Raw genomic sequence first — 24,123 nt, 5'->3', positions numbered from 1 at the left:
GGTCCGGCGGGGGCTGGCGTCGCGCTCGGGGTGGGGGATTGCCCGGTTCACCGGGGAGCGGTGCCGCGCGCCGCGGGGATTCGCGTCCATCTGGTCCACCGTCGTACGGGGGCCGGGCCGGGCGCCTGCGCGCACCGGGCTCCGGGGCGCGCCGATCGCCGGGCATCGGCTGACGCCCGTCGGGACCCGGCCGTGCCGGACGGCGCGGCTGCGCGCGCCGACGCGGGCCGTCGGATGGTGAATCCACTGGTGAGCGGTCCCTTTCGAGGTCGGCACATCGGGTCCGGGGTCGACGCGGCGAGCGTTACGCCTGAGGATGTCGATGCTGATGTGCAAGGCGGGTCGGCTGTTGTGTGCTGTCGCCAGGCTACTGAAGTGATTCGCGAATTCGAGAACGCAACGCCGGTCGTGTGAGTAGCCGTCGTCACGTGTTCCGGCGAGCGCGTCGTCGCGTGGGTACCGCCGGACTCCGGCACGATGGTGCTCATGCGTGTGACGCCGAGCAACCCCACCGTGTACATCGTCGGCGCCGGCGGGCAGCTGGGGACTGCCCTGCAAGCACGGTCGAGCGAGGTTCCCGACGTCGTCGTGCGGCCGCTCACCTCAGCCGACGTCGACATCGCCGACCCGACCTCGGTGGCCGCCGCACTGGGCGACCTCGGCCCCGACGACATCGTGGTGAACTGCGCGGCCTACACCGACGTCGACGGAGCCGAGGCCGACTCGGAAGGCTCGCGGCGGGTCAACACCACCGGGCCCGAGGTGCTCGCGCGCCGGACCGCCGACGCCGGCGCGTGGTTCGTGCACGTGTCGACCGACTACGTGTTCCCCGGGGGCGCCGCGGAGGGTTCCCGGCCGGTCGAGCGGAACGGATACGAACCCGACGACGTGAGCGGAACGCCCGCGACCGTGTACGGCCGCACCAAGCTCGACGGCGAACGCGCCGCGCTGTCGGCGGACCCGCGGGCCACCGTCGTGCGGACGGCATGGGTCTACACCGGCGGACCCGACAGCCGCGACTTCGTCGGCACGATGCGGCGGCTCGAACAGTCACGGGAGACGGTGTCGGTCGTCGACGACCAACTCGGGTCCCCGACCTACTCGTACGACCTCGCCGACGGGCTCTGGGAACTCGTCGTCGCGGGCCCCCGCGACGAGGTCTGTGGCGCGGTTCTGCATGCGACGAACTCGGGCACCGCCACCTGGTTCGACGTCGCCCGCGGGGTCTTCGAAGAGGTCGGGGCGCAGCCCGACCGGGTCCTGCCCACGACGACCGCCGAGTTCCCGCGCCCGGCCCCGCGGCCGGCGTTCTCGGTGCTCTCCGGCCACTCCTGGGAGGCCGCCGGTCTCACCCCGCTCCGGCCGTGGCGACCCGCGCTGCACGCGGCGATCGCCGCGTCGGACGCCGACCCCGGTTCGTTACCCTGAGCGGCGTGCCAGTTCAGCCAGCCGTGGTGACGGTGACCTATTTCTCCGGCGATCACCTCGTGACCTTCCTGCGCAGCCTCGACGCCGTCACCGACGTCATGCCGCAGGTCATCATCGCCGACAACGGGTCCGACGACGGCGCGCCCGAACGGGCCGAGCAGGAGTACGACACGGTCAGGCTGGTCCGCACCGGCGGCAACATCGGCTACGGCGGTGCCATGAACCGCGGTGTCGCCGAACTCGACCCGGATGTCGAGTTCGTGCTCATCTCCAATCCGGATGTCGAATGGAAGCCCGGTGCCATCGACGAGCTGATGGCCGCCGCCCAGCGCTGGCCGCGAGCGGGTTCGCTCGGCCCGCTCATCCGCGAACCGGACGGCTCGATCTACCCCTCGGCGCGGCGCGTTCCCGACCTCGTGTCGGGCACCGGACACGCGATCCTCGGCACGGTGTGGAAGTCCAATCCGTGGACTGCGGCCTACCGCGCGGACGACGAGACACCGTCGGAACGTCCGGTGGGGTGGCTGTCGGGCTCCTGCCTGCTCGTGCGGCGCGAGGCCTTCGACGCCATCGGCGGCTTCGACGCCCGCTACTTCATGTACATGGAGGACGTCGATCTCGGCGACCGCCTCGGCAAGGCCGGGTGGCAGAACGTCTATGTGCCGAGCGCGGAGGTCGTGCACACCAAGGGGCACAGCGCCGGCCGGCATCCGGAGAAGATGCTGCCCGCCCACCACCGCAGTGCCTACCGGTTCCAGGCCGACCGCAATCCGGGACCGTGGCGGGCGCCGCTGCGCCTGGCGTTGCGCATCGGCCTGGAGGTCCGATCCCGGCTCGCCGTGCGCGCGGCGCGACGCGCGTCGGCGAGCGAGAACTCCCGATGAATGCTGAAGTGAACACCAGTCACCTCGAGGAAGGACCCGATCCAGTGGACAACTACACCGTGCGTGAGTCGGTGGAAAGACCGTCCGTGGGGGGATCGGACAACATCAGGGAGGACGTCGAGGCCGTCGTCCTCGTCGGCGGGAAGGGAACCCGCCTGCGCCCACTCACCCTGTCGGCGCCGAAACCGATGCTGCCCACCGCCGGGCTGCCGTTCCTGACCCATCTGCTGTCCCGTATCCGGGCGGCCGGTATCCGCGACATCGTGCTCAGCACCTCGTTCAAGGCCGAGGTCTTCAGCGAGTACTACGGCGACGGTTCGAAGCTGGGCCTGCGCATGCGCTATGTCACCGAAGACGAGCCGCTGGGCACCGGCGGCGGTATCCGCAACGTCCTCGACGAACTGACCGCGAGCACGATCGTGGTGTTCAACGGCGACGTCCTCGGTGGCACCGATGTCGGCGACGTCATCGACAGTCACCGCGCCGCCGACGCCGACGTCACCATCCACCTCGTGCGGGTCAGCGACCCACGCGCGTTCGGCTGCGTCCCGACCGACGCCGACGGCCGGGTCACCGCGTTCCTGGAGAAGACCCAGGACCCGCCGACCGACCAGATCAATGCCGGCACCTATGTGTTCAAGCGCGAGGTCATCGAATCCATCCCGGCCGGCCTGCCGGTGTCGGTCGAGCGCGAGGTGTTCCCCCGGCTGCTCGCCGAGGGCAGTCACGTCCACGCACACGTCGATCACGCGTACTGGCGGGACATGGGTACGCCCGAGGACTTCGTCCGCGGCTCGGCCGACCTCGTCCGCGGGATCGCGCCGTCGCCCGCCCTGGGGGACCGTCGCGGCGAGTCCCTCGTGCACGAAGGCGCGGGAGTGGGCCCGGGTGCCCTTCTGATCGGCGGCACGGTGGTCGGCCGTGGCGCCGAGGTCGGCCCGCGCGCCCGTCTCGACGGCGCGGTCGTCTTCGACGGCGCCGTGATCGAGGCCGGCGCGGTCGTGGAACGGTCGATCATCGGCTTCGGTGCCCGCATCGGGCCGCGTGCGCTGGTCCGGGACACGGTCATCGGCGACGGTGCTGACATCGGCGCCCGTTGCGAGTTGCTGCGCGGCGCCCGGGTGTGGCCGGGAATCGAGATCCCCGACAACGGGATTCGATTCTCGACGGACGTCTAGTCCAGCAGGAGCGCGGCCGACTAGCGGATCTTCGCGGCGGCGAGCACGCCGGGCCCGAGCGGGATGACCACGGGAAGCAGCTGCTCGTCGTCGGCGATCAGCAGGGCCGCCTCGCGGGCCGCCGCCGTCGGCGGTTCGGTGCGGGCCGGGTCGCCGACCGTTCCGTGCGCGGTCGCGTTGTGGACGACCACGACACCTCCCGGTCGCAACATCCGGACGGCCTCACGCACGAACCGGGGCAGGTCCAGCAGTGGTCCGTCCACGAAGACCAGGTCATAGGACGCGTCGGACAACCGCGGCAGCACCTCGACCGGCGTGCCGTTGATCAGCCGGGTGCGGCCCGGGGCGATGTCGGCGCCGGCGAACGACGCCCGTGCGGCCCGGTGATGTTCGGGCTCGGGATCGATCGTGGTCAGCACGCCGTCGGCCGACATGCCGTTGAGCAGCCAGAGGCCGCTCACCCCGGTGCCGGTCCCGATCTCCACGACGGCGCGCGCATCGGCCGCGCGGGCCAGCAGAGCCAGTAGCGCGCCGACCGCCGGGCTGACCGGTGTCGCGCCGAGCTCCTCGGCGCGAGCGCGGGCGGCGATGACGGCGTCGTCCTCGACGATGGCCGACTCGGCGTAGGCGATCAGGTCGGGGCGTGTGGACGGCGTTGACTCGGTCACGCGTCGAGGTTAGTCCGGCCCCGCGGCGGAACCCGACCCGGCGCGCCAGACCTGGGCGAATCCGCTCGCGGCGAGACCGACGATGCATCCTCAGGCAACACTCAGGCGCCTCATACGGCGGCCACACTCCGATAGGAGAGGGTGAGAGCTGTTCCGGTTGGGACAGGTCCCGGGAGGTCGGTGAGAACTTCCTGGCAGCTCGGGAATACCCAGCCGGAATCATCCGTTCGTCTTCGGTGAGTGCTTGGGTCACCGGGTGCGTGTTTCACGAGAGAGGAACCGACCACCGACCATGACCGATCCCCGCGATCCCGCCGACGCCGTGCCCGCCGTTCCGGCGGGCACCGCAGGTTTCGACGCCACCGGCGACGAACTGCTCATGCCGTCCTGGGACGACCTGGTCCGCGAACACGCCGACCGCGTCTACCGTCTGGCCTACCGTCTGTCGGGGAATCAGCACGACGCCGAGGACCTCACGCAGGAGACCTTCATCCGGGTCTTCCGCTCGTTGTCGAACTACCGTCCCGGCACCTTCGAGGGCTGGTTGCACCGCATCACCACCAACCTGTTCCTCGACATGGTCCGTCGCCGCAGCAAGATCCGGATGGAAGCCCTGCCCGAGGAGTACGACCGGGTGCCGGCCGACACCCCGGATCCGCAGCAGGTCTTCGACGCGACGAACCTCGACCCCGACCTGCAGCGCGCCCTGGACTCGCTGGCTCCCGACTTCCGCGCGGCCGTGGTGCTGTGTGACATCGAGGGCCTGTCCTACGAGGAGATCTCCGCCACCCTCGGTGTCAAGCTGGGTACCGTCCGCAGCCGCATCCATCGCGGTCGGCAGAGCATCCGCGACGCACTCGCGGCCCAAGGACACACCAGTAGCCGTTCGGTCGCGCTCGGCTCGCACGCCTGAGGTCGCTGCCGGGAACCCTGCTCCGCCGAGCATCGTTGAGAGTCTCGGATACGCTGAGACGTTGCCTGTGTCACGGGACACGATGCGATCGGAGGCCGCAGCCCGCGGACGCCCGCGCGTTCGGGGGACGGCATCGGATGCCGCCGGTCGGTACCGTGGCAGACAGCAGCAGAGCCCAGTGGCAACACAGGATTCATCGTGCGGCGGTTTCGTCGTGGAGAGGGGTGAACGACGATGATGGACGGCGATCGCGGGCGTCCGACCGGAAGTGGCGGTGTCGAACCGCCGACTCCCAACCTTCGTCGCCGGCGGTCCTCCTGGACCCCAGCCAGGTGGAATACGAACACCTGGAGTCCGGCTCCCTCGTCGTTCCTGCCCAACCGCGGCTACCGCGCGCCGGGTACGGCCGGCGGACGCGGCTTCGCACCCACCGAGCACCTGGCCCCCGAGGCGGTCGCCGCCTTCGTCGACGGCGAGCTCGGGATGTCCGCGCATGCGCGGGCCGCTCATCATCTGGCGCTGTGCCCCGAGTGCGTCACCGCGGTCGAGGCGCAGTCGTTGGCCCGCACCCGACTCCGCGAGTCCGGCCGCGTGTCGATCCCGGACTCCCTCCTCGGTCAGCTCTCCCAGATCCCCACGCGTGAGATCGATCTGAGCTCCGAGCCACCCCGCCCGGCAGGGTTCGGGCCGACCGTGTCGCCCGATGCGCCGACCGACGGCATCCCCGCGGCCCGCGGCCGCGCCTTCCGTCGCCGGGGCCGGTGACCGTGGCCCCCGACGCCGATTCTCCCGATACCGGTGACGCACAGTTCGCGCGGCGCGCCGAACCGCCCGAGTCGCAACGTCTGACGCCGTCGCGGACCCGGCACTCGCCCGTGTCGCCGTCCACCGCGCAGGTGTTCGGCCGCCCGTCGGGTGTGCGCGGCTCGTTCGCCACCTCAGACGGCGACAAGCGGCCGCCCGAGCCGCAGATCGCACCCCCGGACCCGGTGCTCGCCGAGGCCTTCGGCCGGCCGGCCGGATCGAGCGACACCCTGCAGCGGGATCCGCTCGCGACCTACGGCCACACCGAGCAGCCGCAGGCGCCGGACGACCCGTGGCGCGACCCGGAGAGCCCGGCGCGGCTGGACGCACCCGCGCTGGCGTCCGCATCGTCGGACATCCCGACCGAGACCGGCCCCAAGCTCGGTGTCCGCGACATCCTGCTCGGCAATCGCCTGAGCTGGGTCGCCCTGGCCACGCTCGCGGTGATCGCGTTGCTGATCGGGCTCGTCGGCGGGCTGATGGGCCGGTACACCGCCGAGGTGGCCGCGCCGCTCACCAGTGACACGGTCGAGTTGTCCACTGAGGACACCGGCGGCGACGCCGGACCGCGGTCGTCCGTGGCCGAGGTGGCCCGGGCGGTGGAGAAGTCGGTCGTCGCCATCGACGTCCGCGCGGCGGGCGCCTACGCCACCGGGTCGGGATTCGTCATCGACAAAGAGGGTTACATCCTCACCAACAACCACGTCATCTCGATGGCCGCGAACGACAAGAGCGCCAAACTGGAGGTCGTGTTCTTCGACCGTCAGCGGGTCCCGGCGCGCATCGTCGGTCGCGATCCCAAGACCGATCTCGCCGTGTTGAAGGTCAACAATGTCGAGAACCCGACGGTCTCGGTGCTCGGTAGCTCGGGCGACCTGCAGATCGGCGAAGAGGTGGTCGCCTTCGGATCTCCATTGGGGCTCAACCGAACCGTGACAAGCGGCATCGTCAGCGCGACCGACCGTGCCGTGGCGCTGACGCCCGACGCGGAGTCCGACACCGACGCGGTGATCGACGCGATCCAGACCGATGCCGCGATCAACCCGGGCAACTCGGGCGGTCCGCTGGTCAACGGCGAAGCCCAGGTGGTCGGCATCAACACCGCCGGGCGCCTCGGCGCCGGGGGCGGCAACATCGGGCTCGGATTCGCGATCCCCATCGACGAGGCCAAGCCCATCGCGGAGGCGCTGATCCGCGACGGCCGCGTGAACCACCCGCAGATCGGCGTCAACGCCAGTTCGGTGCGCAACGAGCGCGTGCTGGGCGCACAGGTCCGCAACGTCGTCGCCGGCAGCCCCGCCGAACGCGCGGGCATCCGGGAGAACGACGTGATCACCTCGTTCAACAATCGCCCGATCGAGAGCGCCGACGAGCTGAACGTCGCGATCCGAACCGCCAGCATCGGCGAGTCGGTCCCGTTCCAGTACTGGCGGGCGGGTCGCACGTTCAGCGGTACCATCACTCCGGCGAGCGACTAACCACACCACCGCACAGGTCAGGACGAGGCACATGTTCAGCAGCATCGGATGGGGCGAGATAGCGATCCTGGTGGTCGCGGCACTCGTCATCCTCGGCCCCGAACGTCTCCCCGGTGCCGTCTCCTGGACGATGCAGTCGGCCAAGAAGGTCCGTGATTACGCGACCGGTGCGAGCAATCAGCTGAAGGACGAGCTGGGTCCCGAATTCGACGACCTGCGCAAGCCGCTCGCCGACCTCAACGAACTGCGGGGTATGACGCCGCGGTCGATCGTCACGAAACACCTTCTCGACGGCGATGATTCACTGTTCCGGCTGAACGAGAGCGCCACCACGGTCGACCGGAAGACCACCCCGGCGGCGCCAGAGATCAAGCCCGTGTCGGCGCCCCTGTCGTTCGAGAAGCAGGAGAGCGGGAATCAGGACTCCGCCGGCCCGGCGGGATCCGCGGCGTCGGACCGCCGGTCGCGGTCGGGGTCGCGTCCCGCCGCGGCCGACTGGGACGCGACCTGACCGGTCAGGAATTCCGGATGGTGTCGAGTCCCAGACTCATACCCGCCAGGCCGCGCTTACGCGCCGCGAGCTTGCCCGCGATGGCGCGCAGGGCGGAACCGGACGCCGATTCGGGTGCCGACAGCACCACCGGGACACCGGCGTCGCCGCCTTCGCGTAAGGCCGTCTCGAGCGGTACCTGACCCAGCAGGTCGACCTGGGCGCCCACCGCGCGCGTGAGGCGTTGCGCCACCTGCTCGCCGCCGCCGGACCCGAACGGTTCCATGCGGCTGCCGTCGGGCAGTTCCAGCCACGACATGTTCTCGACGACGCCGAGGATCTTCTGCCGCGTCTGCAGCGCGATGGCCCCGGCGCGCTCGGCGACCTCGGCCGCGGCCTGCTGGGGTGTCGTCACCACCAGGATCTCCGCGCCCGGGATGAGCTGCGCGATCGAAATCGCGACGTCACCGGTGCCCGGCGGCAGGTCGAGGAGCAAGACGTCGAGATCGCCCCAGTAGACGTCCGCGAGGAACTGCTGCAGGGCTCGGTGCAGCATGGGACCGCGCCAGGTCACCGGCGTGTTGCCGTCGGTGAACTGTCCGATCGAGATGAAGCGGACGCCGTGGTTGCTGGGCGGCATGATCATGCGTTCGACCTGCGTGGGTTTGGCGTCGCTCCCGAGCATGCGGGGGACCGAGTGGCCGTAGATGTCGGCGTCGAGAACGCCGACGGTGAGCCCGCGTTCGGCGAGCGCCGTGGCGAGGTTGACGGTCACGCTCGACTTGCCGACGCCGCCCTTACCCGACGCGACGGCGTAGACACGGGTCAGTGAGCCGGGCTGGGCGAACGGGATGACCGGCTCGGCCTTGTCCCCGCGGAGCTTCTTGCGCAGCTCGGTGCGCTGCTCGTCGTCCATGACGTCGAGTTCGACGCGGATCGCGCCGACGCCCGGGACGTCGGCGACTGCTGTTTCCACGCGCTGCGAGATCTCGGTGCGCATCGGGCACCCCGATGTCGTGAGGTACACCCCGACGTCGACGCTCGCGTCGTCGTTGATCGTGACCGACTTGACCATCCCGATGTCGGTGATGGGCTTGCCGATCTCGGGATCCTTGACCTTGCCCAGAGCGGCGCGAACTGCCGATTCCGTGGGCGCGACTCCTGTTGTCATCTGGCCCAGACTACCGGCGGCGCCGACGGTTCCGGGCGCAGGTCCTCCGGTGGCGCCGTCAGCGGACGGGAACCGGGGTGCTCGCCCCTCCGGGCCTCTTCGGACCGGCGTTCCCCGCCGGTCCCTGTTGTACCGCCGGGGCCTCCCTCTTGGTGGGCGGGGGAGCGGGCTGGCCCGGGAACAGCGGCGGGATCGACGGCAGGCAGACGATGATGCACGGCGGCGGCGGAGGGCTCGGCCGCCGCGTGGTGGAGGACGACGACGACGACGAGGACGACCCGGACTCCGGCTGCCTGGGCTTGCTGGACGAGCTCGAGCTGCTCGACGGCTTGCGCTTCATCTCCGGGATGGGGTCGGTCGGCATCACGCCCGTCGCGTAGGCCCCGGCCCAGCCGAGTACGTTGGCGACATACTCCATCGAGCGGTTGTACCGCAGCACCGCCGACACGCGAGTGCGCTCGTTCATGATGTCGGTGACGCCGGCGCAGAGATACCGGCCGGCCGAGTACGTGGCGTCGAAGATGTTGTTGGGGTCGGGTTTTCCGTCGCCGTTGGCGTCGGAGCCCCACGCTGCCCACGTGCTCGGGATGAACTGCATCGGGCCCATCGCGCGGTCGTGTCCGGCGTCGCCGTCGATGCGTCCGCCGTCGGTGTCCTTGATGACCGCGTTGCCGGCCAGCGAGCCGTCGAGGACCGGCCCGGCGATCGGGTTGATCGTCGTGCCGTACTGATCGACCGAGCCGTTGCTCGCATGATTGGACTCGATGCGTCCGATGCCGGCCAGCAGGAACCACGGCAGTTTGCAGGCCGCGCTCTCGGCGGCGACGCGGTTGGCGGCCAGCTTGTAGGCCTGGAGTACGACGCCCGGGATCCCCAGCGGGCCCGAGGGGAGGTCGCTCGCGAGCCGGAACTGCGGCGCCGGCAGCGCGGTCGCGGGCTTCTCCGGCGGCGGCGCGAAGCCGAGGAGTGCGCCCGGCGAACCCGCGACGAGTTCGGCCACCATCACGGGGGCATCGGGCTCGACGACGGCCGACGCGACGTTGCCGCCGGAGGCGCTCGACGTCGCGGTCCCCAGGACCAGTGCACCGACCAGACCGCCGCCGACGACCAGCGTCGCGGCGCGTCGTGGGAACGAGGACGGACGGCGCGGACCACGGCGACGGCGGACGAGGTCGAGGGGCCTCACCGGAGGCCTCCTGCACATCGTGCGGCCCCGGGCCGCTGCCCGGTCCTGTTCACTCCGTTGTCAACACACACTTCTGCCCCCGAGAACGCGGCGATGCTCACCCGCGGCCCAGGTCCAGAGCCGCTCACATGGATGTGTCGGAGAATCTCGTCGCGCCGTGACAGACGCCGGGATCCGGTCCGAACTGTGACCCACCATACATATGGGTCTGACGTCCCAGACACGAACCCGGCTTTTGGTGTCAGTGATCCTTGGAACCGCGGCGGCCGGATTCGTCGCCGGCGGGGGCGCCGAGCCGTTCGGTGAGTTCGTCGAGCAGGTCGTCCAGTTCTTTGCGCAGGTAGTCGCGCGTGACGGTGTCGCCGACCGCGAGACGGACCGCGGCGAGCTCCCGGGCCAGGAACTCGGTGTCGGCCTTCGTCTGGGCGGACCGCATCCGGTCCTCTTCCAGCGACACCCGGTCGCGGTTCTCCTGCCGGTTCTGGGCCAGCAGGATCAGCGGCGCCGCGTACGCCGCCTGCGTGGAGAACGCGAGGTTCAGCAGGATGAACGGGTACGGGTCCCACTGGATCGACACCGCGACCAGGTTCAGCACGATCCAGACGATGACGATGACCGTCTGGATCGCCAGATATCGTCCGGTGCCCAGGAACCGGGCGATCCGCTCGCTGTACATCCCGACGACGTCGGAGTCGAGATTGAACGAGATCGTGCGGCGGGTGCTGGGGGTGTCGAGCTTGCGTCCCGGCTCGCTCATCGGATCCGCACCTGGGGGCCGCCCGATGCCGGTTCCGGGCCGCTCCCGACGCCGTACCCGTCGGCCTCGACGACGTCCTCGGGTTCGGTCTCACGCCAGTCGCGCGGCAGGATCTCGTCGAGCAGGTCGTCGACGCTCACCGCGCCGAGCAGGTGGCCGGCCTCGTCCACGACGGGGCCGCAGACCAGGTTGTAGGTCGCGAAATATCTCGTCATCGTCTCCAGGGAGTCCTCGGGATGGAGTTGGGCGAGGTCGGTGTCCAGGATGCCGCCGACCAGGTGCGCGGGCGGTTCCCGGAGCAGGGCCTGCAGATGCACGCATCCGAGATACTTGCCGGTCGGCGTCGAGGTGGGCGGGCGGACGACGAATACCAGACTCGCCGCGGCCGGCGTCAGGTCGGGGTTGCGGACCCGGGCGAGGGCCTCGGCGATGGTGGTCGATGCGGTGACCACGACCGGCTCCGAGGTCATCACGCCGCCCGCGGTGTCGGGGGAGTGCAGCAGGAGTCGGCGGAGGGGCTCGGACTCCACGGGGTCCATCTCCTCGAGGAAGGCCTCGGCCTCGGTGTCGGGCAGTTCGCCGAGGAGGTCGGCGGCGTCGTCGGGGTCCATCGCCTCGAGGATGTCGACGGCGCGGTCGCGTCCGAGCGCGGCCAGCACCTCTTTCTGGTCGTCGGGCGGCAACTCCTGCAGCACGTCGGCGAGCCGTTCGTCGTCCAGGGCCGCTGCGATCTCGTCGCGACGTTTCGCGGGCAGTTCGCGCAGGGCGTTGGCGACGTCGGCCGGGCGCATGCCCTCGAACTGCAGGAGGGCCTGCGCGACTCCTTGTCCGGGCAGGTTCAGCGAGCTCTGGGTGATGCCCTGCACGCTGGACCACTCCACGACCTGTGTCTCGTGGCGCCGGCGCAGGCCGCGACGTCCCGCCCGGATCGCGACGCGGGAGACGACCCAATCGCGGGTCCGGGTCTTCTCGATCCCGAGGTCGATCACCGTCACGTCGGCGTCGGCGAGCTCGGGGAGATCCGGATCGACGACCCGGACGTGGGTGTCGAGGACCTGTCCGATGGCGAGCGCCTCGCCGGGCCGCAGGTGGAGCCGGCGGAGGCTCACGGTGCCGGTGTTGAGGGCCACGGCCTGGGGCTCGATCGCGGTCACCCGCAGCATCGGCACGAAAATTCTACGCCGAGTGGTCAATTCGACCGCGAGACCGAGGACGCGCGGTTGCTGCCCGGACATGCGGATCGAGATCACCACGTCGCGGACGCGTCCGATGGACTCGCCGTCGGGACCAAGGACGGCCAACCCGACTAATCTGGCCACGAACACCTTGCTCACCGACGACATGGGAGTAAGGGTAGTGCCATCGGTGCAGCGGAGGCCGACGGCAGACACGAACGCCCACCGGTGGGAGACCAGTCCCACTGTCGGGTCTCACCGCGACGTTCAGCACTGGAGTCTGACAACAGGGAAGGCCCCGATATGACCAATCCCATGCGCCCGAGCCGCGAGACGCCGGGACTCCCCACCCCGCCCAAGGGCTGGCCGATCGGTTCGTACGGAACCTACGCCGAGGCCCAGCGCGCGGTGGACTTCCTCTCCGACGAGAACTTCACCGTCCAGGACGTCACCATCGTGGGCGTCGATCTGATGCAGGTCGAGCGGGTCATCGGCCGGCTGACGTGGGGCAAGGTGATCGGCGGCGGGCTGGTCTCGGGTGCCTGGCTCGGCTTCTTCTTCGGCTGTCTGGTGGCGCTCGTCTTCGCCGGTTCGCCCATTGCGCCCATCCTGGTGGGCATCGTCGGCGGCATGGTCTTCGGTGTGATCTCCGCGACCATTCCGTACGCGGCGACCCGGGGCCAGCGGGATTTCGCGTCGACCATGCAGCTGGTCGCCGGCCGCTATGACGTGCTGTGCGACCCGAAAAGCGCAGAGAAGGCGCGCGACATGCTCGCCCGTCTCACCTTCTGACGCCGCCTCCCGCGGTCGGACACGGTGCGATCACAATCGCCCGCGGAATGGCACGCCCATGCCGAATGTGTTGCATGTCACGAATCCTCACGTATAGCGTTGCTCTTCGGACGCTCACGGCGGAGCACCGCTGCGGCGCCGCGTACGACATCGAGGAGGCTGCGTGCGGAGCAGGGTCAGCACGGACGGATCCATCAGCACCGACGGATCTACCAGGCGCGTGAGACGAAAGGTCCTCGCCGCGGCGGTGGCAGCGGTGGCCATGCTGCCCGTGCTGTCCGCATGTGGCTCGGGATATGAAGCGGGCGTACTCAATTTCTATCCGCCGGCCGACGGTGCGGACACCTTCGCCGAGATCGGCGACAAATGCTCGGCCGATTCCGGTGGTGCGTACAAGGTCGTGACCACCCCGTTGCCCAAGGGCGCCGACGATCAGCGTTTGCAGCTCGCACGGCGCCTCGCGGGCAACGACAGCGGGCTGGACCTGATGGGCATGGACGTGGTGTGGACGGCCGAATTCGCCGACGCGGGTTGGATGGTGCCGGTCCCCGACGCCATGGCCGCCGAGGTGTCGGCGCGCACCCTGGGCGGTCCGCTCGACACCGCGGTCTGGAAGACCGACGACGACGAGCGGGAACGGCTCTACGCCATCCCGTTCTCCACGAACACCCAATTGCTCTGGTACCGACCGGATGTGCTCGTCGAAGACGTCGACCGCCGGCGCCCGGCGTCGACGTGGAACGGCATGCTCGAGGACGCGCTCGTCAGCGGTCGCAACGGCGGACCGACCTACATCATGGTGCAGGGCAGGCAGTACGAAGGCCTGATGGTGTGGTTCAACTCGGTACTCGCCAGCGCCGGTGGGCAGATCGTCGACCCGGACGACCCCGACAAGGTCACCCTCAACGACACCCCCGAACACCGCGCCGCGACGGTCCGCGCCCTGGAGACGCTGAAGCGGGTCGCCACCGCGCCCGGTGCCGATCCGTCGCTGACCAACTCCGACGAGGGCGCCGCACGGCTCGGCATGGAGAGCGGTGAGGCCCTGTACCAGGTGAACTGGCCGTTCGTCTTCGCCGGGATGCGCGAGAACGCCGTGGCGGGCAGCGTCGCCTTCCTCGACCTCACCGAATACGCGAACCTGTACGCGGACACCGCGAATCCGCCGACCCCGGCGCAGGTGGTCCCGCTCAACCGCGAGATGCGGCGGGTCTTCGATTTCGCGCCCTATCCGGGCTTCGAGGGACTTCCCACCAAGACGACCCTGGGCGGCATCAACATCGCCGTCGCGAGCACCTCGCAACAGCAGGACCTCGCCTACCAGGCCGCCGAGTGCATCACCAGTGAGGCATCGCAGAAGGCGTTCTCGTTCAGTGCGGGTCCGCCGCCGGTCATCGAGTCCATCTACGACGACGCCGATTTCCGCCTCGCGTACCCGATGGCCGACGAGATCAAGCGGCAGCTCGAACCCGAGCACGCTGCTCTGCGGCCGAAATCGCCCGACTATCAAGCAATCTCGACGCTGCTGCAGGCCAAGTTGAGCCCGGTCGGCGCCTGGGAGCCGGAGGCCCTGGTCGACGAGCTCGCCGAAGCGGTCCAGAAGGCCATCGACGGGGAAGGGCTAATCCCGTGAGCGACAACGACACTCCGCGTAACGACGCCGAGAACGCGGGCGGCAACCCCGACGACGCGGGGTTCCGTGCCGGGCGACACGCCCTCCCGGAGGATGCGCCACCGCAAACCGGTCCGATCCCGATCGTCGGTGACACACCCCCGGTGCAGTCCGATCAGGTGTGGACCGCTCCGCCGGGAGGTCGGCACGAGGTGACCGCGGCGTCGTCGCACACCGACCGGCCCACCCCGGATCCCGCGCCCGCCTCGCTGTCGAAGCCGGCGACCGGGACGGGCGGGGGTACCGCGGTGATCGATCGGCCCCGGGCCGACACGCCGCCGGCCGCCCCGCGCAGGCGCAGCGAGGGCAAAACCGCCGAGCGCCGGCTGGCCTTCTGGCTCGTGGCGCCGGCCGCACTGATGATGCTCTTGGTCACCGGATACCCGATCGTGTACGCGGTCTGGCTGTCGCTGAACAAGATGAGCCTCTCGGCGCCGGGGGAACGCGAGTTCGTCTGGTTCGCCAACTACGCCACCGTCCTCACCGACAACTACTGGTGGACGGCCTTTGCCGTCACGGTCGGCATCACGGTCGTGTCGGTACTCATCGAACTCGTGCTGGGCATGGCGATCGCGCTCGTCATGCACCGGACGATCTTCGGGCGGGGCACCATCCGCACCGTCGTCCTGATCCCGTACGGCATCGTCACCGTGGCGGCGGCGTTCTCCTGGTACTACGCGTGGACGCCGGGCACCGGATATCTCGCCAACCTGCTACCCGACGGCACCGCACCGCTCACCGAGCAGTGGCCGTCGCTGGCGATCATCGTCCTCGCCGAGGTCTGGAAGACGACGCCGTTCATGGCCCTGCTCCTGCTGGCCGGCCTCGCGCTCGTCCCGGACGATCTGCTCAAGGCGGCCCAGGTCGACGGCGCCGGGGCGTGGACGAGACTGTGGCGCATCATCCTTCCGCTGATGAAGCCGGCGATCCTGGTGGCGCTGCTGTTCCGCACACTCGACGCGTTCCGCGTGTTCGACAACATCTACGTCCTCACCAGCGGGTCCAACAACACCTACTCGGTGTCGATGCTGGGTTACGACAATCTGTTCGGCGCCTTCAATCTCGGCGTCGGCTCGGCGATCTCGATTCTGATCTTCATCTGTGTCGCGATCATCGCGTTCGTGTTCATCAAGGGGTTCGGCACCGCCGCACCGGGTTCCGACGACGAGGGGAGGTAAGCCGTTGAATGCGAGCGGAAAGTCCAAGGCCTGGTGGTCGATCGCCAACATCCTGGTGATCCTGTATGCACTCATCCCGCTGCTGTGGATCATCAGCCTGTCCTTCAAGCCGGCGAGCAGCGTGACCGACGGGAAGTTCTGGCCGAGTGAGTTCACCCTCGACAACTACAAGAGCATCTTCGAGACCAGCGCCTTCACCTCGGCGCTGATCAACTCGATCGGCGTGGGTCTGATCACCACGGTGATCGCGGTGCTCCTGGGGACGATGGCGGCCTATGCGGTGGCCCGCCTGGACTTCCCGGGCAAGAAGCTCCTGATCGGTGCCGCGCTGCTGATCGCGATGTTCCCCCAGATCTCGCTGGTGACACCGTTGTTCAACATCGAGCGGGCCATCGGGTTGTTCGACACCTGGCCCGGCTTGATCCTGCCCTACATCACCTTCGCGCTGCCGCTGGCGATCTACACCTTGTCCGCGTTCTTCCGCGAGATCCCGTGGGAGCTGGAGAAGGCCGCCAAGATGGACGGCGCCACCCCGTGGCAGGCCTTCCGCAAGGTCATCGCCCCGCTCGCCGCCCCGGGCGTCGTGACGGCGGCGATCCTGGTGTTCATCTTCGCCTGGAACGACCTGCTCCTGGCACTGTCGCTGACGTCGACCGAACGGGCGATCACCGCGCCGGTGGCGATCGCGAACTTCACCGGCAGTTCGCAGTTCGAGGAACCGACCGGGTCGATCTCGGCCGCCGCGGTGGTCATAACCATCCCCATCATCATCTTCGTGCTCTTCTTCCAACGTCGAATCGTGGCCGGCCTGACCTCCGGCGCCGTGAAGGGATAACCCATGGCAGACATCGTTCTGGACAACGTCTCCAAGCAGTATCCCGACGGCTCCACCGCCGTACACGGGGTCGACATCGAGATCGCCGACGGCGAGTTCGTGATCCTGGTGGGCCCGTCGGGATGCGGTAAGTCGACGACGCTCAACATGATCGCCGGACTTGAGGACATCTCCGGCGGCGAGCTGCGGATCGGCGGGGAGCGGGTCAACGAGCGCGCACCCAAGGACCGCGACATCGCGATGGTGTTCCAGAGTTACGCGCTCTACCCGCACATGTCGGTGCGCGAGAACATCGCCTTCCCACTGACTCTCGCGAAGATGCCGAAGGATCAGGTGGCCGCGAAGGTCGACGAGGCCGCGCGCATCCTCGACCTCGGGCAGTACCTCGACCGCAAGCCGGCCAATCTCTCCGGCGGTCAGCGGCAGCGCGTGGCGATGGGCCGGGCGATCGTGCGCTCCCCGAAGGCGTTCCTGATGGACGAGCCGCTGTCGAACCTCGATGCGAAGCTGCGCGTGCAGATGCGTACGGAGATCTCACAGCTGCAGCAGCGCCTGGGGACCACCACGGTCTACGTGACCCACGACCAGACCGAGGCGATGACCCTCGGTGACCGGGTCGTCGTGCTGCGCAACGGGTATGTGCAGCAGATCGGTACGCCGCAGGAGCTGTACAACAATCCGACCAACGTGTTCGTGGCCGGTTTCATCGGCTCCCCGGCGATGAACTTCCTGTCCGGTCGCCTCGGCAGCGAGGGTATCGAGACCGCGATCGGCACCATCGTCCTCGACGACCATCGTGCGGTGGTCTCCCGTGCCGGAGACGTCGGCAGTGGCGGCGACGTGCTCATCGGCATCCGGCCCGAGCACCTCGAAGACGCGTCGCTCGTCGACTCGACGACCCGTGGACACGGCGGGACCTTCGCCGCGAACATCGACGTGCTCGAGTCGATGGGTTCCGACATCTACGCCTACTTCGGCGTCGGGTCGAGCCGGGCGTCGAGCGACGCCCTCGCGGAGTTGTCCGCCGATTCCGGAACCGATCTCGGCGGCAACCAGTTCATCGCCCGACTGTCCCCGGACTCGAAGGTGAGCCGCGGCGGTTCGGCGGAGCTGTTCTACGACGCGTCGAAGATCGCGGTGTTCGACCAGAGCTCGGGGCAGTCCCTGCGCGTCCGCTAGTGTCCCGCCTGTCCCTGCAGGCGTCGGCTCAGCGCCGGCGCCTGCGGGAGTGGTCGAGCAGTTCGTCGAAGACGTGTTCGTCCCAGATGTGCCTGCGCACAAGCCGATACCGTTCGCAGGCCACCCACATGTACAGCTCGGCGTCGCTGTCGAGGTCGGGCCGGATGCCCGCCCGGCGCGCCATCCGCACGACCGGCAGGAACTCCTCACCGAACCAGCGCCGAGCGGTCTCGGTGCGGTTGAGGAACTCGCCGATCTCCTGGCTCAGGCGAAATCCCCACGCCTCGACGTTCTCGGCGAGTTCGGCGTAGTCGAACGGGAAGCTGAGTCGGATGGCCTCGGCCTGGGACCCCTCGAGCGGCACGCGTGACAGGAAGATCCGACGATGGTCCTTGAGGACCAGGTCGGAGGTCGCGGTGATGCCCTCGGGGGAGATGCGCGTGTGGATCAGGGTGACGTAGGCGTCGATCGTGACCCAGTTCCGCGCGATCGCGATGGACACGCGGTGATGGCCGTCGATGACGAAGTGCATCGATCCGATCCGGTACAGCTGTACCGGAGGGACGGATTCGCCGCGGCGTTGCGCGGCCGCCAGCCGCTGCCAGCGCTCCCGGCCGCGCGACGAGGTGGGCCGGAAGTAGCGGTCGAAATCCTTGGTGCGGTCGACACTTCCGACGATCGAGGACACCTCGACGACCTGCAGTCCGAGTGAGGTCTCCCCGGTCCGTCCGAGCGCGGCGACGACCTCGTCGAACGGGAGGATGGTGTTCACGTCGGCGGGCTGACGCATGAACCACTGCGCGAGCCGCGCGCGTTCGGCCTGGCGTCGCATCCGGGCGAAGTCGTTCTCCGCGTCGGCGTCGGGAAATCCGGTGTCACGCGCCATGTCTGCGCCTCACGATCTCGACCTCCCGGGTGGCGGGATCGAAGTCGAACTGGCAGTAGCCGACGACGTTCATCGAGGTCGTCGAGGAGCCGATGGGCAGATCAGCCGGTCGTTCGCCGTACGGATGGACGTGGCCATGGACCAGCAGCGCCGGTTGCAGCGACCGGACCAGCGGGTGGAAGCAGTCGAAACCCCGGTGGGGCAGATCGTCGCGGTCGCCGACGCCGCGGGCCGGGCTGTGCGTGAGCAGGATGTCGGCGCCGCGGGGAGGTGACAGGGCGGTGGTGCATCGCAACCGGAGGGACCGCAACCGCTGTTGGGTGTCGGTGTACTGGTTGGTGCCGTTGTTGTAGCGGCGGCTGCCGCCGAGGCCGCTGATGCGGAGTCCGGCGACCGTCACGGTCCGGCCGTCGGCGTTGACCGCACCGCACGGTCCGGGGTCCTCGACGGGGAGTCCGGCGCGCGTCCAGCCGGTGCGGCCGCGGCGGTACCCGCGCAGGTCCCGGTCGTGATTGCCGGGCACGAACACGCACGGCGCGTCGCACAGCGACGACAGGATCTCGAGGTACTCGAACGGGAGGTCACCCGCACCGAGGATGAGGTCGGGCCGGGACTCGATCCCCACCCCGAAGGTGAGGGAGTCCACCACCTCGTCGGCGACCGCCAGAACCCGGACCATTGCTCCAGGCTAGAGGAGCACCCCGGGTCCGTGCGCCGGAGTCGGTAGCCTGTCGGATGTGAGCGAAGCCGTGACTGAGGTCGTCGGACGATTTCTCGAAGACCGGCTGGGGGCGACTCCCCAACGTGCGTCGGTGACGTTCCTCGGTGTCGAACCGATCGACGTCCTGCGGTTCGTGCCCGACGAAGCCGGCGATCGGGACGAGGTGGTCTACGTGACGTCGGGGTGCGCGCGGCACCCGATGTCCGATCCCACCGACCTGCACGCCGATCCGGTCCGCGGACCCCGTGCCGAACTCGTCGTGCGCGTGTCGTCGGGAACGCCGCTGCCCGGTCTGCACAAGCGCATGGCGACGCTGGCGGCCGCGCCGGCGGTCGAGGGCCTCGTCATCGCCGCCGATGCGCTGGTCGACCTCGGCGAACCCCTGTGGGACGGTTCGCCGTTCACCGCGGTCCTGCTCGAGGCGGACGAACTCGGGACGGTCGAGCTGCCCACGCCCATGGACCCGGTCAGCATGCTCCGGGCGGTGCCGATCACCGCCAACGAGGCCGCGTGGGTCCGACTGAAGGGTGCCGACGCACTCCGCGAGGCCTGGCGTGAGGCGGGTATCGATGTACGGCGGCCGGATCGGGCCTCGGCAACACCGGCCTGACCGGCCGGCGAATTCCCGGCGCACTCATCCGCATCGAGGTTTCGGAACGTATGACAGAGGGAACATCTGACCAACTGAGCACGGTCCGTCTGAGAAGTGAGGGTGCATGGAGTCACGGGGAGCAGGGACCATCGGCACGACGAACGGGCGGTGCCCGGCGTGACCATCACCTCATCGTCGCTTCCCACAGCGACCGCAGCGCTACCCGAGCTCGATGTCTACCTGCCACAGCAGGACACTCAGCTGTTGATCGACACTCTCCGATCCCGCGGCGTCTCCGGGGCCCGCGTGCTCGATCTCTGCACCGGCAGCGGCGCCATCGCGATAGCGGCCGCAAGGTCGGGTGCGTCGCACGTGACCGCGGTGGACGCATCGGCGGACGCGGTTGCCTACGCTCGGCGCGCGGCAGCCGACACCGGCGTCCGGATCGAGGTGGCGCACGGTGATCTCCGGCGCCATCAGGGTCGCTACGACGTCGTCACCTGCAACCCCCCGTATGTTCCGACCCCACCGGAGTCCGAGTCGGAGCTGCACCCGGCCGGCCCGTCTCATGCGTGGGACGCCGGACCCGACGGCCGAGCCGTCCTCGACCCGCTGTGCGCACGCGTTCCCGAGTTGCTGGTGCCCGGCGGAGCTTTCGTGCTGGTCCACTCGGAATTCGCGGACTCCGACGCCTCGCTGCGCGCCCTGCGCGCCGGGGGACTGACCGCAGAGGTGGTGGCCGAGCGGGTCATCCCGTTCGGTCCGGTCCTCACCGCACGCGCGGGCTGGATGGAAGAGTGCGGCATGCTCGAACGCAACCGTCGCATCGAGCGTCTCGTCGCGATCGTCGCCGTCGCCTCGGATGGTCTCGCCCCGGCCGGAGCGTCGCGGTGAGCGGGGACAAGAAACCCAATGCGGTGCGGGTGATCCGAGGCGGACCCGTCCTGGTGTCCGGTCCGGTCGACATCGAACTCCCCGACGGCGCCCGGGTGCAGTCCGACCGGTTCATGGTCGCGGTGTGTGCGTGCGGTCGGAGCAAGAACTACCCCCTGTGCGACACCAGCCATCGCAAGAAGCGCCGCCGCGCGACCTGACGGCTCACGAGCGCCGCCCGAACGAGCGCCTTGCCCGGATCAGATACCCGGGAAGGCGCTCTTTCCGTCGTCCCACGCGGACAGCACATGCCGGTCGAGGGCGTCCTCGACGAACAGGAAGGCGCGGATCCCGAAGATCACATCGGCTTCGGTGTCCGGCTCGGTGCGGACGAGATCGCCGACGACATCGGTACGCAGGATCTGCTCGTGCACGGCATCGGCCTCGACGTGTTCGCGATAGAACCGCCGGCACGCCTCCGGTGCGTCGAGCTGCTCCAAACCGGCCAGCAGCCGCTGCGAACCGGGCGGCGAGGTGATCTCGGTGGCGGCCAGATGCCCGACCGCAGCGCCCCGGTAGCGCCGGTGTAGTCCGAACAGCGACATCAGATTGACCGGCGTGAGGGCGACGCCGGGAACGGTGTCGAGGTAGCCCAGGTAGTCGGCGCTGAGATCGGAAGCGCGAAGCAGGTCGGCGAACAGCTCCTGATGCACGGCGTCGCCGCGTCCGCCGCCGAATTCGTCGAACTCGACGGCGACGTAGGCGGCCTTGGCGTGCCCGCGCAGACGTGGGATCGCGAAGGCGTGCGGGTCGGCCTCCTTGAGGTGGTACAGCGAGCGCAGGGCGAACAGCTGCCGGTACTGCTCCCACGTCCCGGCGTCGCGGAGCCGGTAGGAGGCGCCGTCACCGTCGGGGTTCTCGATGCACAGTTCTTCCATCTCGTGCTCGGCGGAATCGTCGGCGGTCATCGCCGGGACGTCGCGATGCAGAGCGGCGAGGAATCGCTGCTCGAGGGCGACCCGAACCGTGAGCAGGGCCGGACTCCATTCCCAACCGGCGTCGGCGTCGACGAACCCGACGTAGTGCATCTCGTAGCAGAGGTACAGCGCGAGCTGCAGATCGTCGCCGTAGGGGTCGGCGTCGACGACCCTCGGGTCGTCGGCCGGCAGGTCGAGGACCGACGCGGACGCAGGGTCACCGCGGAGGAGATCGATCACCATGGCCGAGAGCGATCCGCGCGCACCGGGCAACAGGGGGCGTCGGAAGGCCGTGTCGTGCGGCCTCGGATCGTCGACCATCGGGTCAGCTGACACCTGGGAGTCCTCCTGTCGGGTACGGGCGTCGGGCACCGCGGTGCGCGGCGGACGCCGGCTCTCCTGGGTAACCGGATCGGGGACGGCACAAACCATCACCGGGTGGTTGTGACCGTCGTCCCAGCCTAGGCCCGGTTGTCGGATCCGGCGATCTCCGCGCGCAACTGCTTGTCGAGCGAGACACGCACCAGCGCCGCTGCCAGCACCTCGGGCCGGCCGTCGGCGAGATCGGCGAGCCGTGCCGGGTCCTCGGGTAGTCCGAGGTCCCGGGCGGCGGCGAGCGCGCGTTTGTCGAAACGCGGTGCGACCCACTCCCACACCGACTGCACCTCACGCAAAAAGATGTCGGCCCCGACCGGACCGATGCCGGTGAAATCCTGGAGCAGTTCCGCCGCGCGGGTGGGGTCGGAGTCGGCGTCGTCGGCGAGCCGACGGAGATCGCCGTGGTAGTCGTCGAGGACCTTCTGCGCCGCCTCGCCGAGGCGGGTGGCGGTGCTCTCGTCGTAGCGGACGTAGTGGCCGCGGCCGAGCGCGTCGACCAGCTTCTGCCAGTCGGCGCGGGCCATCTTCTCCGGGGTCCGGTAACCGGCGGTGAACAGTTCGCGCGCGGCGGCCACCGCGATGTCCGCGGAGATCCGCGTACTGAGGAGCAGGGCGAGCACCAACAGCTCGAAGAGCGGTGACGGCGTGTTCTTCAGCGTGATGCCGGCGTCCTGCGCGTAGGTGCGGCCGGCGCGGTCGATCAGTTGTCGCGCCGTGTCCTCGGCGTGGTCCGTGCGGGTCATCGAAGCCGGTTACCCACGCCGGTGCGTGGGCAATCCCAGTCGCGGGTCACAACCAGTGACTGCGCCGGAACACGACGAACAGCGTCGCGCAGAGGGCCACCAGACAGCCCAGCACGACGGGATAACCCCACTCCTGGTGCAGTTCGGGCATGTGGTCGAAGTTCATGCCGTAGATCCCGGCGACCATGGTCGGCACCGCGGCGATCGCGACCCATGCCGAGATCTTGCGCATGTCGGTCGACTGCTGGATACCGACCTTCGCCGCCGCGGCCTGCAGGAGGGAGGTGAGCAGCTCGTCGTACTCGAGGACTCGGTCGATGACGGTGGTGAGATGGTCGGCGACGTCGCGGAACTGGCGTCGGATCTCTTTGGGCACCAACGGGTTACCGCTTGCCGTGAGACTCTGCAGCGGGGCCGCCAGCGGTGTCACCGCACGACGGAGTTCGAGCACCTCGCGCCGTAGGAGGTAGACGGGATCGATGTCGAGTGCGTGACCCTGCCGACCGAACACGACCTCCTCGATCGCCGCGACATCGGCGTCCATCCGGTCGGTGACGGCGAGGTAGCTGTCGACGACCTTGTCGGCGACGGCGTGCAGCACCGCGGTCGGGCCGAGGGCCAGACGCTCGGGGTGCGTCTCCAGGCGACGGCGCAGTTCCGACAGTTCGGTGTGCTCGCCGTGGCGCACGGTCAGTACGAAGTCCGGCCCCGCGAAGACCATGATCTCGCCGGTCTCGACGACCTCGCTCGCCTTGGCCATCGTCTCGTGCTCGATGTACTGCACGGTGCGCAGGACGAGGAACTGGGTGTCGTCGTAGACCTCGAGCTTCGGCCGCTGGTGCGCGTGTACCGCGTCTTCGACGACGAGTTCGTGAAGGCCGAACGTGGCGCCGACGTCGGCCATCTGAGCGTCGTCGGGGGCGTGGAGTCCGACCCATACGAAGCCCTCGCCGGCGGCCCGCACCCGGGCGAGACCTTCGGTGTAGCTCACCCGTCCCGGTTGCCGGTGGCCGTCGACGTACACCGCGCAATCGACGATCGCCCGCGCCACGGGGACGCGGATCTCGGGGAGCGGGCGGCGCTCGCGGCGCGGTGACAACCCGCGCGGACCAGGCCGGGGGATCGAGGGCACGAGTGCCGATGCTACCCGGCGGGCCCCGTACAC

25 protein-coding genes and 1 pseudogene are annotated in these 24,123 nt (G+C 69.4%); 15 read left to right on the top strand and 11 right to left on the bottom strand.

Annotated elements, in window-relative coordinates; genetic code table 11:
- A pseudogene (locus tag JW364_RS11695) lies at window positions 1–276 on the bottom strand (hypothetical protein); the annotation flags it as partial.
- Between the two features lie 201 nt (window positions 277–477).
- On the opposite strand from JW364_RS11695, the gene rfbD reads away from it, so the two are divergent.
- The 3 genes from rfbD to JW364_RS11680 are packed head-to-tail and all read left to right on the top strand — an operon-like array spanning window position 478 to window position 3,490.
- A complete protein-coding gene (rfbD, locus tag JW364_RS11690) occupies window positions 478–1,428 on the top strand; it encodes a dTDP-4-dehydrorhamnose reductase (protein WP_055475038.1) in 951 nt (316 codons plus the stop codon).
- Between the two features lie 5 nt (window positions 1,429–1,433).
- On the top strand, window positions 1,434–2,312 hold the full coding sequence (locus tag JW364_RS11685; protein ID WP_171011636.1) for a glycosyltransferase family 2 protein: 879 nt from the start codon (window positions 1,434–1,436) through the stop codon (window positions 2,310–2,312).
- Between the two features lie 44 nt (window positions 2,313–2,356).
- Entirely contained in the window at window positions 2,357–3,490 is a 1,134-nt protein-coding gene (locus JW364_RS11680; RefSeq protein ID WP_055475036.1) for a sugar phosphate nucleotidyltransferase, read from the top strand.
- A 20-nt stretch (window positions 3,491–3,510) separates the two neighbouring features.
- On the opposite strand, the gene JW364_RS11675 is transcribed toward JW364_RS11680, so the two are convergent.
- Window positions 3,511–4,158, bottom strand: coding sequence for an O-methyltransferase (locus tag JW364_RS11675; RefSeq protein WP_055475035.1), 648 nt, complete (start codon window positions 4,156–4,158; stop codon window positions 3,511–3,513).
- A 292-nt stretch (window positions 4,159–4,450) separates the two neighbouring features.
- Here JW364_RS11675 and sigE point away from each other — a divergent pair, with 292 nt between their 5' ends.
- From sigE to tatB, 4 genes are all read left to right on the top strand, one after another.
- Entirely contained in the window at window positions 4,451–5,071 is a 621-nt protein-coding gene (gene sigE / locus JW364_RS11670; protein ID WP_055475034.1) for an RNA polymerase sigma factor SigE, read from the top strand.
- Between the two features lie 234 nt (window positions 5,072–5,305).
- Window positions 5,306–5,836, top strand: coding sequence for a hypothetical protein (locus JW364_RS11665; protein WP_055475033.1), 531 nt, complete (start codon window positions 5,306–5,308; stop codon window positions 5,834–5,836).
- On the top strand, window positions 5,833–7,353 hold the full coding sequence (locus JW364_RS11660) for a S1C family serine protease (protein ID WP_205333599.1): 1,521 nt from the start codon (window positions 5,833–5,835) through the stop codon (window positions 7,351–7,353). The genes JW364_RS11665 and JW364_RS11660 overlap by 4 nt, the downstream gene beginning before the upstream one ends.
- Before the next feature lie 31 nt (window positions 7,354–7,384).
- A complete protein-coding gene (tatB, locus tag JW364_RS11655; protein WP_058252709.1) occupies window positions 7,385–7,864 on the top strand; it encodes a Sec-independent protein translocase protein TatB in 480 nt (159 codons plus the stop codon).
- A 4-nt stretch (window positions 7,865–7,868) separates the two neighbouring features.
- Here tatB and JW364_RS11650 read toward each other — a convergent pair whose 3' ends face one another.
- From JW364_RS11650 to JW364_RS11635, 4 genes are all read right to left on the bottom strand, one after another.
- Entirely contained in the window at window positions 7,869–9,014 is a 1,146-nt protein-coding gene (locus JW364_RS11650) for an Mrp/NBP35 family ATP-binding protein (RefSeq protein WP_055475030.1), read from the bottom strand.
- 58 nt (window positions 9,015–9,072) lie between these two features.
- Window positions 9,073–10,200, bottom strand: a complete 1,128-nt coding sequence (locus JW364_RS11645) for a lytic transglycosylase domain-containing protein (protein ID WP_058252710.1) — start codon at window positions 10,198–10,200, stop codon at window positions 9,073–9,075.
- A gap of 241 nt (window positions 10,201–10,441) precedes the next feature.
- Window positions 10,442–10,957 carry a DUF1003 domain-containing protein gene (locus JW364_RS11640; RefSeq protein ID WP_055475028.1) on the bottom strand — a complete coding sequence of 172 codons (516 nt, stop codon included), beginning with the start codon at window positions 10,955–10,957 and terminating at the stop codon, window positions 10,442–10,444.
- Window positions 10,954–12,300, bottom strand: a complete 1,347-nt coding sequence (locus tag JW364_RS11635) for a magnesium transporter MgtE N-terminal domain-containing protein (protein ID WP_058252711.1) — start codon at window positions 12,298–12,300, stop codon at window positions 10,954–10,956. The genes JW364_RS11640 and JW364_RS11635 overlap by 4 nt, the downstream gene beginning before the upstream one ends.
- A gap of 135 nt (window positions 12,301–12,435) precedes the next feature.
- Between JW364_RS11635 and JW364_RS11630 the strand changes: the two genes are divergently transcribed.
- The 5 genes from JW364_RS11630 to JW364_RS11610 all read left to right on the top strand — a co-directional run bounded on the left by JW364_RS11630 (window position 12,436) and on the right by JW364_RS11610 (window position 17,788).
- On the top strand, window positions 12,436–12,924 hold the full coding sequence (locus JW364_RS11630; RefSeq protein ID WP_055475026.1) for a general stress protein: 489 nt from the start codon (window positions 12,436–12,438) through the stop codon (window positions 12,922–12,924).
- A gap of 220 nt (window positions 12,925–13,144) precedes the next feature.
- Entirely contained in the window at window positions 13,145–14,557 is a 1,413-nt protein-coding gene (locus JW364_RS11625) for an extracellular solute-binding protein (RefSeq protein WP_176455882.1), read from the top strand.
- Window positions 14,554–15,774, top strand: coding sequence for a sugar ABC transporter permease (locus JW364_RS11620; protein WP_078112022.1), 1,221 nt, complete (start codon window positions 14,554–14,556; stop codon window positions 15,772–15,774). The genes JW364_RS11625 and JW364_RS11620 overlap by 4 nt, the downstream gene beginning before the upstream one ends.
- 4 nt (window positions 15,775–15,778) lie before the next feature.
- A complete protein-coding gene (locus JW364_RS11615) occupies window positions 15,779–16,609 on the top strand; it encodes a carbohydrate ABC transporter permease (RefSeq protein ID WP_055475025.1) in 831 nt (276 codons plus the stop codon).
- Window positions 16,610–16,612: 3 nt separating this feature from the next.
- A complete protein-coding gene (locus tag JW364_RS11610; RefSeq protein WP_055475024.1) occupies window positions 16,613–17,788 on the top strand; it encodes an ABC transporter ATP-binding protein in 1,176 nt (391 codons plus the stop codon).
- Between the two features lie 28 nt (window positions 17,789–17,816).
- On the opposite strand, the gene JW364_RS11605 is transcribed toward JW364_RS11610, so the two are convergent.
- Together JW364_RS11605 and JW364_RS11600 are read right to left on the bottom strand one after the other, a co-directional pair.
- On the bottom strand, window positions 17,817–18,674 hold the full coding sequence (locus JW364_RS11605; RefSeq protein WP_055475023.1) for a hypothetical protein: 858 nt from the start codon (window positions 18,672–18,674) through the stop codon (window positions 17,817–17,819).
- Window positions 18,664–19,353: a metallophosphoesterase gene (locus JW364_RS11600; protein WP_068969932.1), complete on the bottom strand. Its 690-nt coding sequence runs from the start codon at window positions 19,351–19,353 to the stop codon at window positions 18,664–18,666. The genes JW364_RS11605 and JW364_RS11600 overlap by 11 nt, the downstream gene beginning before the upstream one ends.
- Before the next feature lie 58 nt (window positions 19,354–19,411).
- Between JW364_RS11600 and JW364_RS11595 the strand changes: the two genes are divergently transcribed.
- The 3 genes from JW364_RS11595 (at window position 19,412) to JW364_RS11585 (ending at window position 21,081) form a co-directional block, all read left to right on the top strand.
- Window positions 19,412–20,005, top strand: coding sequence for a suppressor of fused domain protein (locus JW364_RS11595; protein ID WP_068969931.1), 594 nt, complete (start codon window positions 19,412–19,414; stop codon window positions 20,003–20,005).
- Window positions 20,006–20,164: 159 nt separating this feature from the next.
- Window positions 20,165–20,881, top strand: coding sequence for a HemK2/MTQ2 family protein methyltransferase (locus tag JW364_RS11590; protein WP_137810056.1), 717 nt, complete (start codon window positions 20,165–20,167; stop codon window positions 20,879–20,881).
- A complete protein-coding gene (locus JW364_RS11585; RefSeq protein ID WP_058252716.1) occupies window positions 20,878–21,081 on the top strand; it encodes a CDGSH iron-sulfur domain-containing protein in 204 nt (67 codons plus the stop codon). The genes JW364_RS11590 and JW364_RS11585 overlap by 4 nt, the downstream gene beginning before the upstream one ends.
- A gap of 39 nt (window positions 21,082–21,120) precedes the next feature.
- Here JW364_RS11585 and JW364_RS11580 read toward each other — a convergent pair whose 3' ends face one another.
- The 3 genes from JW364_RS11580 to JW364_RS11570 all read right to left on the bottom strand — a co-directional run bounded on the left by JW364_RS11580 (window position 21,121) and on the right by JW364_RS11570 (window position 24,090).
- On the bottom strand, window positions 21,121–22,158 hold the full coding sequence (locus JW364_RS11580) for an iron-containing redox enzyme family protein (RefSeq protein WP_137810086.1): 1,038 nt from the start codon (window positions 22,156–22,158) through the stop codon (window positions 21,121–21,123).
- Between the two features lie 140 nt (window positions 22,159–22,298).
- Window positions 22,299–22,958 (bottom strand): endonuclease, encoded by a 660-nt coding sequence (locus JW364_RS11575; RefSeq protein ID WP_065632810.1) that lies wholly within the window; start codon window positions 22,956–22,958, stop codon window positions 22,299–22,301.
- Between the two features lie 46 nt (window positions 22,959–23,004).
- Window positions 23,005–24,090 (bottom strand): magnesium and cobalt transport protein CorA, encoded by a 1,086-nt coding sequence (locus JW364_RS11570; protein WP_058252770.1) that lies wholly within the window; start codon window positions 24,088–24,090, stop codon window positions 23,005–23,007.
- Window positions 24,091–24,123: the final 33 nt, after the last annotated feature.

This window comes from Gordonia sp. BP-119 (assembly GCF_016924115.1).
Taxonomy (GTDB): domain Bacteria; phylum Actinomycetota; class Actinomycetes; order Mycobacteriales; family Mycobacteriaceae; genus Gordonia; species Gordonia hongkongensis.
This window is presented reverse-complemented; position numbering and strand designations above follow the sequence as displayed.